Annotated in this window: 9 protein-coding genes; 6 read left to right on the top strand and 3 right to left on the bottom strand. The window is 62.6% G+C overall.

The window, feature by feature from the left end; all coding sequences use genetic code 11:
- Window positions 1-40: 40 nt before the first annotated feature.
- On the top strand, window positions 41-367 hold the full coding sequence (locus HGO40_RS11805; protein WP_250963142.1) for a DUF6124 family protein: 327 nt from the start codon (window positions 41-43) through the stop codon (window positions 365-367).
- Between the two features lie 215 nt (window positions 368-582).
- Here HGO40_RS11805 and pvdP read toward each other — a convergent pair whose 3' ends face one another.
- Window positions 583-2,199, bottom strand: a complete 1,617-nt coding sequence (pvdP, locus tag HGO40_RS11800; RefSeq protein WP_250963141.1) for a pyoverdine maturation tyrosinase PvdP — start codon at window positions 2,197-2,199, stop codon at window positions 583-585.
- Window positions 2,200-2,522: 323 nt separating this feature from the next.
- On the opposite strand from pvdP, the gene pvdM reads away from it, so the two are divergent.
- The 3 genes from pvdM to pvdO are packed head-to-tail and all read left to right on the top strand — an operon-like array spanning window position 2,523 to window position 6,069.
- Window positions 2,523-3,893, top strand: a complete 1,371-nt coding sequence (gene pvdM, locus HGO40_RS11795) for a pyoverdine-tailoring dipeptidase-like protein PvdM (RefSeq protein WP_250963140.1) — start codon at window positions 2,523-2,525, stop codon at window positions 3,891-3,893.
- Window positions 3,890-5,170, top strand: coding sequence for a pyoverdine-tailoring periplasmic protein PvdN (gene pvdN / locus HGO40_RS11790; protein ID WP_250963139.1), 1,281 nt, complete (start codon window positions 3,890-3,892; stop codon window positions 5,168-5,170). Before pvdM ends, pvdN begins: the two co-directional genes overlap by 4 nt.
- Window positions 5,171-5,193: 23 nt before the next feature.
- Complete coding sequence (gene pvdO / locus HGO40_RS11785) at window positions 5,194-6,069, top strand: dihydropyoverdine dehydrogenase (protein WP_250963138.1); 876 nt, start codon at window positions 5,194-5,196, stop codon at window positions 6,067-6,069.
- 248 nt (window positions 6,070-6,317) lie between these two features.
- Here the strand turns inward: pvdO and HGO40_RS11780 are convergent, their stop codons facing one another.
- Complete coding sequence (locus HGO40_RS11780) at window positions 6,318-8,591, bottom strand: TonB-dependent siderophore receptor (RefSeq protein WP_250963137.1); 2,274 nt, start codon at window positions 8,589-8,591, stop codon at window positions 6,318-6,320.
- A gap of 544 nt (window positions 8,592-9,135) precedes the next feature.
- Between HGO40_RS11780 and HGO40_RS11775 the strand changes: the two genes are divergently transcribed.
- Window positions 9,136-10,785 (top strand): cyclic peptide export ABC transporter, encoded by a 1,650-nt coding sequence (locus tag HGO40_RS11775; RefSeq protein WP_250963136.1) that lies wholly within the window; start codon window positions 9,136-9,138, stop codon window positions 10,783-10,785.
- 103 nt (window positions 10,786-10,888) lie between these two features.
- A complete protein-coding gene (locus HGO40_RS11770) occupies window positions 10,889-13,339 on the top strand; it encodes a TonB-dependent siderophore receptor (RefSeq protein ID WP_250963135.1) in 2,451 nt (816 codons plus the stop codon).
- A gap of 410 nt (window positions 13,340-13,749) precedes the next feature.
- Here HGO40_RS11770 and HGO40_RS11765 read toward each other — a convergent pair whose 3' ends face one another.
- Entirely contained in the window at window positions 13,750-14,712 is a 963-nt protein-coding gene (locus tag HGO40_RS11765; protein WP_250963134.1) for an alpha/beta hydrolase, read from the bottom strand.
- Window positions 14,713-14,879 lie beyond the last annotated feature (167 nt).

The raw sequence follows: 14,879 nt of genomic DNA, 5'->3' as shown, positions 1-14,879 counted from the left end.
GATGTCTGGCAACGCCTTGTAAATAACCAGGAGCTGCACCATGTTCAAGACCACCCCCAACCCTCCCGCAGACGATTCCAAAAAACTCGACGAAGCCGCCGACCGCGCCCTCGCCTACTACCTCGACCCCAAACCTGAAACACCCAAGCCACCACCGGGCCAATTGTTCACCGTTGCAGAGAGTGCAGACCTGGAATGCCTGCTGGCCAACCTCAGCGAAACCCTCGCCTCGGTCAACGTCATGGCCAACGAACTGGCGTTTGATCTGGAAGGCGCACGGCGAAGTTTTGCCTTGGCGATCCAGCAGATGGTCGAGCTGAGTGAGCTGCTGGCGAACCGTGCCCTGGACATCGCCGCGCCGCGATAAAACCTTCACAACAAATCTCAAGCCAAGTGACACCTGTGGCGAGGGAGCTTGCTCCCGCTGGGCTGCGCAGCAGCCCCCAATGGCAAGCACCTCGGTGGGTCAGATGTTTTTGAGGTGGCTGGTTTTGGGGCCGCTTCGCAGCCCAGCGGGAGCAAGCTCCCTCGCCACAAAAGCAGCCATTCACACAGCCGTGTTCGGTCAGTTCGGGCCAGGGTTCACACCGGCTTGGACTTGAGATTACGCGCATACCAAGGCCGCTGCGGCACGCGGCGGAACAGTTCAGAGAGCTTTTTGTCATCGCTGCCGAAGGTGATGCGCAGGGCCAGCTTCATGGTTTCCGGGTCCATCTCCACCGAACGTCCAACCTGCAACCCCGGCGTGGTGCTGCAACCGTGGGTGTCCGGGCCGAGCCAGGGGTCGGCGATTTCGACCCAGCGGCCCGGGGCGCACCAGGGCACGCCGTTGACGGCGAGTCGGCTCACTTCCCCCGGATGAAAACGTTCGTGGGCACGGAACCAGTCTTCGAGGCGGTCGTCGATCCAGCCGTGGAAGGCCCAGAACACCGGGCTCACGTGGGAGGAAAACGGGTCCCCGAGAAAGTCGTTTTCCGGGGCGTACCAGCGCGCGGCGAAGTCGTCCGGGGCGCGAGCGAACGGCACCGGGTGGCCGTTGGAAGGGTCACGGGGCACCGAGGCCCAGCGCATGTGCAGCCAGTCGTGCAGGCCCAGCTCCACTTCCGAGCCAAACTGGCCGAGGGTCAGTTTCGACAAGTAGCGCGGGTCGCGGTAGCGCGATTCCCAGACCTGGAAATTGCTGTGATAGGTCTCGGCGGTCTTGATGTCGCTGACCCACTGGGCGTACTGCTCGTCGCCATCGGCCAGCCAGGTCGGCGGCAAGGCCGTGCCATCGTGGTTGTCGAGGTAGCGGGCGAACCCAAGGCGCTCGCGCGCAAGCGCCGGTTGCGGCAAGGGGAAGCGCGGCCACGACGGCAGCGGCTGGAACGAACGGGCCGTGCCAAGCATGTGCCGGTGCATGAAAAAGAAATCCACGCCGGAACCGTTGCGATCCTTGCGCGGGCCACGGGCATCACGCTCCTGGTCCCGTGGGCCGGGCTGCCAGCCGATGCCGCGCAGGGCATTGCGCTTGTCCTCGTCCAGGGTGTGCCATTTGTCCCGCGAGGCGTGCCAGAGTTGGTGGAACAGCCGATGCTCGGGCGACACCAGCCAGGCCAGCAGCGCCGGGCTCAGCGGCGTGCGCTCCCGGGCCTCGGGGAAGCGTTGCTTGATGGCGATGAAATGATTGTCCTGTTCAGGCAGCGCCAGGGGACGGTCCAGGCGCAACACGCGGCCGCTGAGGGTGGCGCTGCCGGCATTGCCGAAACCGGCCCAGACTTCGTCCAGGGTCATGATGAATTCATAGTCCGGCGCGTCGTGCTGAGCCCCTGTCAGCCGCCAGCTCAGTTGCTTCGGGTCGGCGCCGGCCAAATCGCCCAACACCCGGTAACGCGGTTCATCGGCGCCACGCAAGCGAACGGCGCTGTCGAGGTAACCCACCAGGCCACGGCCCCTCTGGCCGATGTCGAGGAAGACCTGCAGATCGTCCTGGGGCAAGCCTTCGAGGCCGGCGTCACGGCCGGTGAAACGGATCGTCCAGATGCCCCGCAACGTATCGGCACGGCGCTGGCCCGCCACGTCGGCCACGTCGAACGAGGCCTCGCCGGGGGTGATGGTCGGGTCCGGCCGGGTCAGTTCGCGATGCCCGTAATACACCGCAGGCACGGCGGCACCGGTCAGCGCCAGGCCTGCCATGAACCATCGTCGAGAAATCGTCATTGCCTTACCTGTGTTCGCCCTGGGGTGGGCTTTATCCATGCTAGAACGTTGGGTGGGCTGACAAATTTATAGGGAGGTGTGAGGCCGCCTTCGCGAGCAAGCTCGCTCCCACAGGGGATCTGAGTACATCCAGCAGAAACAGGTCGCCTCGCGGGCAAGCTTTGCTCCCACAATGAAATTGGAATGCGGTCACCTGTGGGAGCGAGCTTGCTCGCGATGGCGGCCCCGAGCCCACCTAAATTTCCCGCCCGACCACTCGTTCTCCCCAGATAGCAAAGGCCCCCGCGCCTGTCCTTCCAAGGCGAACCTGACTGAGATCGGCAATGACAACACCTCGTTCGAAAAAGGCTCTTTTCATCGGCCTGCCCCTGGCCCTGGCGTTGGCCGTCGGTGCTGGCGTCGCGGCTTGGGACCATTGGTGGCGGGACAATCCCGGCTATCCGGTCAAAGTGATGAAAGAGGCCAGGGAGCTACACGAACGCCTGCTTTCCTTCGACAGCCATATCACCGTGCCGCTGGATTTCGGCACCGCCGGCAATGAAGCGGACAAGGACGGCAGCGGCCAGTTCGACCTGGTGAAAGCCAACCGCGGGCAACTGTCCGGTGCGGCCCTGCCGGTGTTCGGCTGGCCCGAAATGTGGAACGGGCCCAACGCGCCACACAAGCCCACCGCCGGCTTCGTCGAGGAAGCGCGCAACCAGCAGGAAGTGCGCTACAAGATCATCACCGGCCTGGTCCGCGACTTCCCCAACCAGGTCGCCATTGCCTACACCCCGGATGATTTCCGTCGCCTGCACGGCGAAGGCAAGTTCGCGATCTTCATCAGCATGCTCAACGCCTATCCCCTCGGCCACGACCTGAGCCTGCTGGACCTGTGGACCGCGCGGGGCATGCGCATGTTCGGCTTCAGCTACATCGGCAACAACGACTGGGCCGACTCCTCCCGTCCGCTGCCGTTCTTCAACGACTCGCCCGACGCCCTCGGCGGCCTGTCGGACATCGGCAAGCAGGCGGTGACGCGCTTGAACGACCTGGGCGTGATCATCGACGTGTCACAGATGTCGACCCAGGCCCTGGAGCAAGTCGCGCAACTGAGCCGCACGCCGCTGGTGGCCTCCCATTCGGCGCCGCGGGCGATGGTGGACATCCCACGCAACCTCAGCGACAAGGAAATGCAATTGATCAAGGCCAGCGGCGGCGTGGTGCAGGTCGTCGGTTTCTCCCAGTACCTGCGGCCGCTGACGCAAAAGACCCAGGCCAAACTCAACGCCCTGCGCGAACGCTTCGACCTGCCGCCACTGCCCAACCTGGCGATGGCGCTGATGCCCGGCGACCCGATCATCGCCGCGTGGCCGGAACAAAAGTTCGGCGAATACGCCGGCCAGCTCTACGGCATTCTCGAAGAAGAACCCAAGGCCAGCCTCAAGGACCTGGGGGACGCCATCGACTACACCGTGCGCAAGATCGGCATAGACCACGTCGGCATCAGCTCGGACTTCAACGAAGGCGGCGGTGTGGAAGGCTGGGAGAACGTCGGCGACATTCGCAATGTCACCGCCGAACTGCTGACCCGCGGTTACTCGGAAGCCGACATCGCCAAACTGTGGGGTGGCAATTTCCTGCGGGTCTGGGATCAGGTCCAGAAAGCCGCCCGCCCCGCCATCGCCTCGACCCAGGAGGCGGCCCAGCCATGAATGAGCGTCGCACCTTCCTGAAGCAGGCCGGGATCCTCGCCGCCGGCCTGCCCCTTGCCGCCGGCCTGCCCGCCACAGCCAGCGCCGCTCCACTGCCACCGCTGCCCAAGGACAAATGGGCGCAGTTGCGCGCGCTGTTCAACCAGGACCCGGACTTCCTGCACTTCTCCAACTTCCTGGTCACCACCCACCCGCGCCCCGTGCGCGAGGCCATCGAAAAACACCGCGCGGCCCTGGATAACAACCCTGGGCTGTTGATGGATTGGGACCTGGGCGTCACCGAAGAACGCGAGGAAAACGTCCGCACCTGGGCCGGCCGCTACCTGCAAGCGAATCCTGCGCAGATCGCCCTCACCGGCAGCACCACCGAAGGCCTGTCGAGCATCTACGGCGGTGTCCAGGTGGCGGCCGACCAGGAAATCCTCACCACCGCGCATGAGCATTACGCCACCCACACCATTCTCGACCTGCGCACCCAACGGACGGGCACACGGGTGCGCAAGATCAAGTTGTTCGACAACGCCCGCGACGCCAGCCACGAACAGATCCTCACGGCCATCGACCGCAACATCCGTCCCGAAACCCGCGTGCTGGGCATGACCTGGGTGCACTCGGGCAGCGGCGTGAAGCTGCCGATCGACAAGATCGGCGCCCTGGTGGACAAGCACAACCAGGGTCGCAGCGATGAGCAGCGGATCATTTATGTAGTGGACGGCGTGCCCGGTTTCGGCGTCGAAGACCTCAGTTTCCCTGCCATGAATTGCGATTTTTTCATCGCCGGCACCCACAAGTGGATGTTCGGCCCGCGCGGTACGGGCCTGGTGTGCAGCCGCAGCGAAGAGCTCAAGTACGTCACGCCGATCATCCCAACGTTCTCTGAAGCCACGGCGTTTTCCACCACCATGACCCCGGGGGGCTACCACGCCTTCGCGCATCGCTGGGCGGCCGCCGAGGCGTTCAAGTTGCACCTGCAACTGGGCAAGGCCGAGGTCCAGGCGCGCATCCATGCCCTCAACAGCTACTTGAAGAAACAACTGGTGGCTCAGCCGCAGATCGAACTGGTCACCCCACTGAGCCCGGAGCTGTCCGCCGGTTTCACTTTCTTCCGGGTCCAGGGCCGCGACAGCGACGAGGTCGCCGCTTACCTGATGAAAAACCACGTGATCGCCGACGCCGTGCATCGCGACGCGGGGCCGGGGGTCCGCACCGCACCGGGGCTGCTCAACACCGAAGCCGAGATCGATCGCTTCATGGGGTTGCTGGGCAAGACACTCTGAACCTGACTTATCGAGAGAGATGGATGAACAGTTTTTCGTTGACGTTATTCCCGGTACTGGCCCTCGCGTCCCTGCTGCCCTCCGGCGCCCAGGCGTCTCAAGCGGGCCAGGTCTTTCGTGATTGCAAGGACTGTCCGGAAATGGTCGTGCTGCCCACCGGCACCTTCCAGATGGGCACCCCGGAAGACGAAGTAGGCCGCGAGCCCGACGAAGGCCCGATACACCCGGTGACGTTCGCCAAACCGCTGGCGATCAGTCGCTTCCAGGTGCTCAAGGGCGAATGGTTCGCCTACCTGCGCGACACCGGCTACACGATGCCCGACGGCGACGAGCGCCCCGGCCGGGCATGCAAGGCCGGCATCCCGGACTACCAGGGCAGCGACCCGCGCAAGCAGTACACCGACCGGCACCCGGCGGTGTGCATGGACTTCGCCGAGGCCAATGCCTACGTGGCCTGGCTCTCGAAAAAGACCGGCAAGCAATACCGGCTGGTCAGCGAATCCCTGCGCGAGTATGCGGCTCGTGGCGGCAGCACCGGGCCGTTCCCCTTCCCGTTCGACGAGGGCAAGGACTACAGCATCGCCCAGCATGCCAACACCTACGGCGCGGCCGACGGCTACAACTTCACCGCCCCGGCCGGCAGCTTCGCACCCAATGCCTTCGGCGTGTATGACATGCACGGCAACATCTATGAATGGACCGCCGATTGCTACAACGAAAACTACGTGGGCGCCCCGAGCGACGGCAGCGCCTGGCTGACCGGAAAATGCGAATTCAAACGCATCCGCGGCAACGACTGGGGCGAGGCGCCGGTGTTCTCCCGCTCCGGCAACCGCAACGCACTGGTGCCAGGCGACCGCGGCGACTGGATCGGCTTTCGGGTGGCGCGGGATATGTAGGCGCCCCCTGTGAGAGCAAGCTTGCTCCCACATTATGCTTGCGGGGAACACAAGACCGATGAGCATCAAAAGTCCCTTGTGGGAGCGAGCTTGCTCGCGATGAGGCCGGCACATCCACCCTCTTCATCGACTGTAACCCCAAAAAAACGAAGACAAAAAAAACGACGCTTCCCATTTCTGAAGAAGCGCCGTTTTGTCTAAGTGAACAGCATCACGCACAAGGCAGGTCTATTTCATTCCCGCAAGAATCAGAACTCCGGGGTGTACTTCACGTTGAACATCAGGTTGCGCGGATCACCGAAGTTGTTGTTGCCATCAAGCTGGTTGTAAGCGGGCGTTATGTACGTCTTGTCGAACAGGTTGTTGGCATTGAGCGCCAAAGCGATTTCCGGCGTCAGCTGGTAGCCGACACGGGCATTCCACACGGTATAACCCGGTACGTCGGTCTTTTCCTGGTAAACCAGTGTGTGGCTTTGGGTGGTGAAGCCCAGGCCAGTGCTGACACGGCTCCAGTCGCCGGTCAGTTGGTAGTTGCCCCATACGCGCAGCATGTGTTTCGGCGTCCAGCTACTGAAGACAACACCGTCCTTCCCCGGCTCCTCCAGGTACTTGGTGGTGTTGTAGGTGTAGCCCGCGAACAACTGCAGATTGTCTACCACTTCACCACTGATTTCCGCATCGAAACCCTGGCTGCGCACTTTCCCCGAGGCTGCCGAGCAATACCCGCCCTCACATACCATCCCGCCGGCGATGTCTTGGATGGCGCGGTTCTCGTGATCGTAACGGAAGACAGCCAGGGAGGTATTGACCCGACCGTCCATCAGTTCACCCTTGAGGCCGACTTCGTAGTTGGTGCCAACGATGGGCTTGAGCACCGAACCGCTGCTATCGACCTCGGTCTGGGGCTGGAATACATCGGTGTAGCTGGCGTACACCGCCCACTCACGGCTCAGGTCATAGATGATACCGCCGTAGGGCGTGACCACCCCGGTTTCAGTTCCGGTGTTTGCCGTGTAGGGGGTAATACCGGCTGAGTCTTCGGTTCTCGACTTGTAGCTGAAGTCATACCAGCTGACCCGGGAACCCAGCACCAGCGTCAGATCATCGATCGGCTTGACGCGCCAAGTGCCATACACACCCTTCTGGCGGATATCGTACTTACTGAGGACGCCCCGCCCGCCCGGGCTGTTGATCAGACTCTCATAGCTGATGTCCGGACGGTTATTGTTCAGGTCGAAGATGGAGTCGCTGGTGCTGTTGAATGTACGGGCGTAGCGATCATCCGTCTCCAACTGCGAGAAGTTGCCGCCGAGCATGACTTCCTGCTCCATCGACAAGGCTTCGAACTTGCCGATCAGGTTCATGTCCAGACCAGACTTCGTGGACTGGAAATCAGTCACGAAATCGGCATATTGCACGCCACTGCCATCAGGCAATAGACCACCACCCCTTTGCACTCGCTGGTTTTTCGCCTGGTTGTCTTCAGTCATGTACACGGCACCCACCTTGAACGCCCAGTCATCGTTAAACCGATGCTCCAGGTCGGTGTAGTAGGTGGTGACATCGATTTCCGAACGGTTCCACCGCGCTCCCGTATAGGTCGAACGCGACACGTCCGGCATCGCCCCGTCGGCGTAGCGTGGCAGGCCACGGATGTTGCCGCGCGATTCGCCGTTGGATTGGCTGACTGCAAGGCCCAGGGTGGTGTCTTCGCTCAGGTCGACATCCAGCGCACCGTACAGCGAGTGGGTCTTGCTCCACGCATGATCGACGAACGAATTGCTCTGGTCTTCGTCGATGACGACACGGCCGCGGATATTGCCGGCCTGGTTCAGCGGGCCGCCGGCGTCCAGTTGCAGGCCGTAGTGATCCCAGGAGCCGGCCTTGCCGGTCAGGGTTACGGTCGGGGCATGCTGGCCACGCTTGCGCACCAGGTTGACGGCACCGCCGGGGCTGCCAGTGCCTTGCAGCAAGCCGGCCGCGCCGCGCATGATTTCCAGGCGGTCGAAGAAGATCAGGTCCTGGGTCGCCCAGTTGCCCAGCGAATAGTTATTGCGCAGGATCGGCACGCCATCGTATTGCCAATCGTCGATCTGGAAACCCCGTGACGACAGGATCATGCCTTGGCCGACGCCCTGCAGGCCGACGATGCCGGTGGTCTGGTTGACGGCGTCCTTGAGGCTGACCAGGTTCTGGTCATCCATCTGCTTGCGCGTCATCACGGTGATCGACTGGGGAATTTCCTTGAGGGTGTGGGTGCCCTTGCCGAGGGTCACGGCCTTGCTGGTGTAGGAATGACTGCCTTCGGTTGTCGCGTCCAACGCTTGAGCACTGATGGTGGTCGCACCCAGCTCAAGGCCTCCCGTGGCAGGGCTGTCGATGCTGACGTCTTGCGCCATTACCTGAGTGCTGAGGGGCAGTACACAGACCCACCCCAAACCTGCCAACACCCGCCGCGAACGCAGGCCGCGGGACATGACGAGTGCCTTGAACAGAGGTTTCAACTCATGAATGGATGACATCGTGCTCTCTATTATTGGTCGAAGTAAAAGTCCATGGGGCCGAAGGGCCCGCCGCTCGCCGGCACACGTGAACCCGCACCGTCGATTGCCCCAGGGCAATGTGTCAGGGCGTGGCCGACCCGATGTGCCCACATACCTAAATAAGACGCAGCATCTGCCAAAACCGGAATGACTTTACTTATCATTCGCGAAAACGATCAAAAAAGGCCGGCGCTGTTGGGCGCCGGCCTTTTTAATCCTGGACTCCATGAACACAGCCCATACCAGGGCTGCGAACACACCTGTGGCGAGGGAGCTTGCTCCCGCTGGGCCGGTCCGACGCTTCGGGCGAAGCGGCCCCAAGTTTTTACGGTCGCTGCGCAACCGAGCGGGAGCAAGCTCCCTCACCACAATTGTGTGTCAGCCGGTTCCTCGCTAAATCCCCCTCCCGTCCAATCGTTCTACAGATGGGCGCGACCCAACCCGGCGTGCCGCCGTCCTCCAGCCCATGCGGTGAATGTCCCCGCGATGGCGTTCGTCCTTTTCATCTTGCAGGGAAACCTCCATGAGCCAACCAAAACGCGGGGTGATCAATGAATTGTTCACCCTGCTCAAACCCTTCCGGCTGATTGTCATCGGCGCCATCCTGCTGGGCATGGTCGGTGGCCTGAGCGTCACCGTGCTGCTGGCCACCATCAACCAGGTGCTGCACGCCGAAGGCGGGCTGAGCCACACCGTGGTGGGCGTGTTCGCCGGGTTGTGCCTGCTGGCCCTGATCAGCTCCATCTGTTCCGACATCGGCACCAACTACGTTGGCCAGAAGATCATCGCCAAGCTGCGCAAGGAACTGGGGGAAAAAGTCCTGTCGGCGCCGATCCAGCAGATCGAACGCTACCGCAGCCATCGCCTGATCCCGGTGTTGACCCACGACGTCGACACTATCAGCGATTTCGCCTTCGCCTTCGCCCCCCTGGCCATTTCCCTGACCGTCACCCTTGGGTGCATGGGGTACCTGGCAATGCTGTCGTGGCCGATGTTCCTGATGATGGTCGTGGCGATCATCATCGGCACCGTGGTGCAGTACATCGCCCGCGGTCGGGGGATCAAGGGCTTCATGGAGGCGCGCGACTCCGAGGACGAGTTGCAGAAGCACTACAACGCCATCGCCGAAGGCGCCAAGGAGCTGCGCATCCATCGCCCTCGTCGGCAACGCATGTTCGTCTCGGGCATCGAGCACACCGCCGACAAGATCTGCGACACGCAGATCCGCTCGGTGAACATTTTCGTGATCGCCAAGACCTTCGGCTCGATGCTGTTCTTCGTGGTGATCGGCCTGGCCCTGGCCCTGCAGTCGCTGTGGCCGAGCGCCGACAAAGCGGTGATGAGCGGTTTCGTGCTGGTGTTGCTGTACATGAAAGGCCCGCTGGAACACCTGATCGGCACCCTGCCCATCGTCAGCCGTGCGCAAATCGCCTTCCGCCGCATCGCCGAATTGTCGGAACAGTTTTCATCCCCTGAACCCCACTTGCTACTCAACGACCAAGGCCAGCCGAAAACGCCGGTGCAGACACTGGAACTGAGCAATGTGGCCTACAGCTTCCCGGCGGTGGAAGGCGCCGCGCCGTTCCGCCTGGGGCCGGTGAACCTGAAGATCGACCAGGGCGACATCGTGTTCATCGTGGGTGAAAACGGCTGTGGCAAGACCACGCTGATCAAGCTGCTGTTGGGCCTCTACGCGCCGCAGCAAGGGGAAATCCGTCTCAACGACCACGCCGTGACGGCCGTGACCCGCGATGACTATCGCCAGTTGTTCACGACGATTTTTGCCGACTACTACCTGTTCGACGACATCGTCCAGGGCGACACCCATATCCCGGACGACGCCAACCAATACCTGCAACGCCTGGAGATCGCCCACAAGGTCAGCGTGCGCGACGGCGCCTTCACCACCACCGACCTGTCCACCGGCCAGCGCAAGCGCCTGGCGCTGGTCAATGCGTGGCTGGAAGAGCGTCCGGTGCTGGTCTTCGACGAGTGGGCGGCCGACCAGGACCCGACCTTCCGGCGAATTTTCTACACCGAGCTGCTGCCGGATCTCAAGCGCCTGGGCAAGACCATCATCGTGATTTCCCACGACGATCGTTACTTCGACGTGGCCGACCAATTGGTGCGCATGGAAGCCGGCCGCGTCATCACCGAACTGCAACCCGCGTAAATAATCACGATTCTCATTCTGGTTTTTCTGGGGTGGTGCGTCCTAATTAAGAATTGATCACAACTACACCCTATTAAAACTAAAACCTGCAAGAGTGAAACACATGCCAGCAACTCCGGGGATTCCACGTTTTACCAAGGCACTGATCATGCGGCGCCTGCTGCAACCAGGCTTCAGCGCCACCGCGTTCAGCCTGGCACTGGCCATGCCGTTCAGCGCACAGGTCCAGGCACAGGAAGTCGACCTCAACATTGCGGCGCAGTCGCTGGCGAGTGCCCTGCAGGCGTTGAGCAATCAAACGAACATGCAAGTGCTCTACAGCGCCGATGATGTCCAGGGCCTGCGCAGCCAGCCGGTCAGTGGCCGATTGTCGCCGGCGCAAGCGCTGTCGCAGATGCTGGTGGGGACCGGCGTCATGTTCACCCTCCAGGGCAACACGGCCAGCGTGCGCGCCAGGACGTCGGGGGATTCGCTGGAACTGGGCGCCACGACCATCACCGGTAAAACCGCGGAATCGGCCTACGGCCCGGTGGACGGCTACGTCGCCACCCGCAGCGCCACCGGCACCAAGACCGACACGCCGATCCTGGAAATCCCGCAGACCATCAACGTGGTCACCGCCGACCAGATCGCCGTCCAGGGCGCGCGCAACCTGACCCAGGCCCTGCGCTACACGCCGGGCCTGAACACCGGCGGCTTCACCGACCGCAACGCCATCGCCGACGAAATCACCAGCCGTGGTTTCTCGCCAACCCCGTTGTACCTCGACGGTGCCTACCTGCCTTATGCCGGCAGCCTGGGGGGGGCGCCGCAAATCGATCCGTATACCCTGGAGCGTATCGAAGTGCTCAAGGGCCCCTCGTCGGTGCTGTACGGGCAGAACCAGCCGGGCGGCCTGATCAACATGGTTTCCAAGCGCCCGACCACTGAACAGCGCAGCCAGATCAAACTGGGCGCGGGCAGCTATGACCGGGTCAACGGCGCGTTCGACACCAGCGGCCCGATCGACGACCAGAAGGAATTCAGCTACCGCGTCATCGGCGTGGCGAAAAAAGGCAACCAGCAGGTCGATCACACCCACAGCGAGCGCATGCTGCTGGCACCGAGCCTGACCTGGGCCCCCAACGAAGACACCTCGCTGACGGTGCTGGCACAGATCCAGAAGGACGACGGCCTGGAAGACTACCAGGCGCTGCCGCGGATCGGTTCCCTGGAGCGCGGCCCCAACGGCCAGCGGATCGACCGGGACTTTTTCTCCGGCGACACGCGGTGGAACGACTACAAGCGTGACCAGTTCATCCTCGGCTACGACTTCAGCCACAACCTCACCGATGACCTGAAATTCCGCTCCACTGCCCGCTACACCGATGTGCGTGACCAGTACCGGGGTTTCTACCTGCGCAGCTTCGTCACCACCGGTGGCGTGACTGACCAGACCCGGGCCAACCGCGTAAAACTCGACTGGCAACAGCACAACACCGCCTACACCGTCGATAACAACGTGGAATACAAATTCAACACCGGCGCCCTGGAGCACACCACCCTGGCGGGCGTGGACTATCGTCATTTCAACCGCAAGTACGACGGTTACAACGCATACAACGTGGTGCCGATCGACCTGTACGGCAATAACAACAACTACGACACCGGCAGCGTAACGCCGACGCTGGACACCCAATGGGACAACACCGTGCGCCAGACCGGCGTCTACGTGCAGGACCAGATCAAGCTGGACCAGTGGATCCTGACCGTGGGTGGCCGCCAGGACTGGGCCGAAGTGGACAACAAGGACTTGCTGGCGGGCACCGTCTCCTCATTGCGTGACAACAAGTTCACCGGTCGGATCGGCCTGACCTATGTCACCGATTTCGGCCTGGCGCCCTACATCAGCTACTCCGAATCCTTCCTGCCAACCGTGGGCACCGACGCCGCTGGCGAGTCGTTCAAGCCGACCGAAGGCGAGCAGTACGAAGTGGGTGTGAAGTACCAGCCATTCGACAAGACGATGATTACCGCCTCGGTGTTCCAGATCAAACAGAAGAACCTGGTCACCGCCGATCCCTCCGATCCGCAGAACTCGATCCAGTCGGGCCAGGTGCGTTCACGGGGCGTTGAACTGGAAGTCAAATCCACCCTCGACAACATCGACGTGATGGCCGCCGCCACCTACCTCGACTCGTTCTACACCAAGGACAACTACGGCAACGAGGACAACCGCAGCGAGCAACAGGCACCGTTCTCCGCCACGCTGTGGGTTGACTATCACTTCACCCAGGCCACCCTCAATGGCCTGACGTTCGGCGCAGGCGCCCGTCACACCGGCCGCAAGCCGGGCGACGCGGCCAACTCGTTCGACGTACCGGCCTTCACCGTGTTCGACACCACGATCAGCTATGACATGGGCAAGGCCACTTCGAGCCTGCGTGGCGTCACCACCAGCCTGAACGTGCAGAACGTCTTCGACCGCGAGTACGTGTCCCACTGCAACTACTCGTTCGGCTGCTACTACGGCCAGGAACGCGTGGCCTCGCTGGACGTGACCTACGACTTCTAAGCAATACCGCACACAAAAAAACCGGGCCTGGTCCTAATGCCGATCAGTTAAGCGAAATAAAGCCCGGCAGTAACCCTGTGGCGAGGGAGCTTGCTCCCGCTGGGGCGCGACGCGGCCCTGTTTTTGGGGCTGCTACGTAGCCCAGCGGGCGCAAGCTCCCTCGCCACGGTTTGTGTGTTTGCCCGTGCTATCCACTTAACTGACAGGCATTAGGCCTGGCCCGGTTTTTTTGTGCCTGCAAATCTTGAAGTCATCCCAAAAACACTGTGGGAGCGGGCTTGCTCGCGAAGACGGCAGTACAGTCAACATCGATGTCGTTTGACCCACCGCTTTCGCGAGCAAGCTCGCTCCCACAAGGGATTTGTGGCGTGTGCAAATCCTGAGGCCACCCCACAGGGAACGGTGGGCCTTCAGGCAGTCAGTGCAACCCGCAGCGCCTGGCTCAGTTGCCCATACACCTCGTCAATCTCCGGCACCACGCTCTGCAAGCGCAGGTAGTCGTGGATCAGGCCGGTGTATTCGATCAGTTCCACGCTCACCCCCTGCTCCTGCAAACGCCGGGCGTAGGCGCGGCCTTCGTCCAGCAGCGGGTCATGGCCGGCCAGGGCGATCAGGGCCGGGGCCAGGCCTGGGTAACCGGGCGCCAGCAACGGCGAGAACCGCCAGTCCAGGCGATCGGTGGGCTCATTGGCGTAGTGCCGGTAGAACCACTCGAGGGTGTCGCTCTCCAGCAGATAACCTTCGCCGAACAACTCGGTGGACGGGCTGCTGGTGGACGCATCGGTCACCGGGTAGCAGAGCAATTGAAAGCACGGCTTGACCGCCAGGGAGGCGGGTTCCAAGGCCGATTGCAGCGCCAGCACCGTCGCCAGGGTCGCGCCGACACTGTCGCCGCCGAACGCCACGCGGCTGATATCCAAACCCTCGGTGTGGGCCCGCCGGGCCAGCCAGTCGAGGGCATCGGCGCCGTCGTTCAGCGGGGTCGGGAAAGTGTGTTCCGGGGCCAGGCGATAGCCCACCGACAACACCGCGCAGGGTGTCCGCGCGCAGAATTCGCGGCAGACGCCGTCGTGGGAGTCCAGGCTGCCGACCACATAACCACCGCCGTGAAAGTACACCAGCACCGGCAGCGCCTGGGCCGAAGCCGTGGCGGGACGGTACAGGCGCAGCGCCAGCGTCACGCCGTCACGGGTCGTGAATGAGTGAGCGGCGCACTGCACATTCGCCGGAGCGCTCCAGCGCAATTGCACCGTGGTGCGCTCGAACGCCTCGCGGGCCTGGGCCGGTGTCGACAGGTGAAACGGCCCGGGGCCCTCGGCCTGGCTTTCTTCGGCCAGGTCGAGGAAGGCATTGAGTTCCGGATGCAGGGACATCGCAGGGGTTCCTTATGAAAAACCAGGGGTAAAAGATGAGCCCTCAGGCTCATGCAAAACCCTGTGGCGAGGGAGCTTGCTCCCGCTGGACTGCGCAGCAGGCCCAAGTTTTTGTTCCAAGACAAAATGCTTGGGGCCGCTTCGCGACCCAGCGGGAGCAAGCTCCC

Source organism: Pseudomonas sp. CG7, from assembly GCF_023701885.1.
In the GTDB taxonomy this organism is placed as follows: domain Bacteria; phylum Pseudomonadota; class Gammaproteobacteria; order Pseudomonadales; family Pseudomonadaceae; genus Aquipseudomonas; species Aquipseudomonas zanjanensis.
Note: the sequence above shows the minus strand (reverse complement) of the source record. Positions and strands in the feature narration are given on the sequence as shown.

What these genes read in the sequence shown, in the direction of transcription:
- HGO40_RS11805 (WP_250963142.1), top strand. Translation starts at nt 41, where the DNA reads ATGTTCAAGACCACCCCCAACCCTCCCGCAGACGATTCCAAAAAACTC.
- pvdP (WP_250963141.1), bottom strand. Translation starts at nt 2,199, where the DNA reads ATGACGATTTCTCGACGATGGTTCATGGCAGGCCTGGCGCTGACCGGT.
- pvdM (WP_250963140.1), top strand. Translation starts at nt 2,523, where the DNA reads ATGACAACACCTCGTTCGAAAAAGGCTCTTTTCATCGGCCTGCCCCTG.
- pvdN (WP_250963139.1), top strand. Translation starts at nt 3,890, where the DNA reads ATGAATGAGCGTCGCACCTTCCTGAAGCAGGCCGGGATCCTCGCCGCC.
- pvdO (WP_250963138.1), top strand. Translation starts at nt 5,194, where the DNA reads ATGAACAGTTTTTCGTTGACGTTATTCCCGGTACTGGCCCTCGCGTCC.
- HGO40_RS11780 (WP_250963137.1), bottom strand. Translation starts at nt 8,591, where the DNA reads ATGTCATCCATTCATGAGTTGAAACCTCTGTTCAAGGCACTCGTCATG.
- HGO40_RS11775 (WP_250963136.1), top strand. Translation starts at nt 9,136, where the DNA reads ATGAGCCAACCAAAACGCGGGGTGATCAATGAATTGTTCACCCTGCTC.
- HGO40_RS11770 (WP_250963135.1), top strand. Translation starts at nt 10,889, where the DNA reads ATGCCAGCAACTCCGGGGATTCCACGTTTTACCAAGGCACTGATCATG.
- HGO40_RS11765 (WP_250963134.1), bottom strand. Translation starts at nt 14,712, where the DNA reads ATGTCCCTGCATCCGGAACTCAATGCCTTCCTCGACCTGGCCGAAGAA.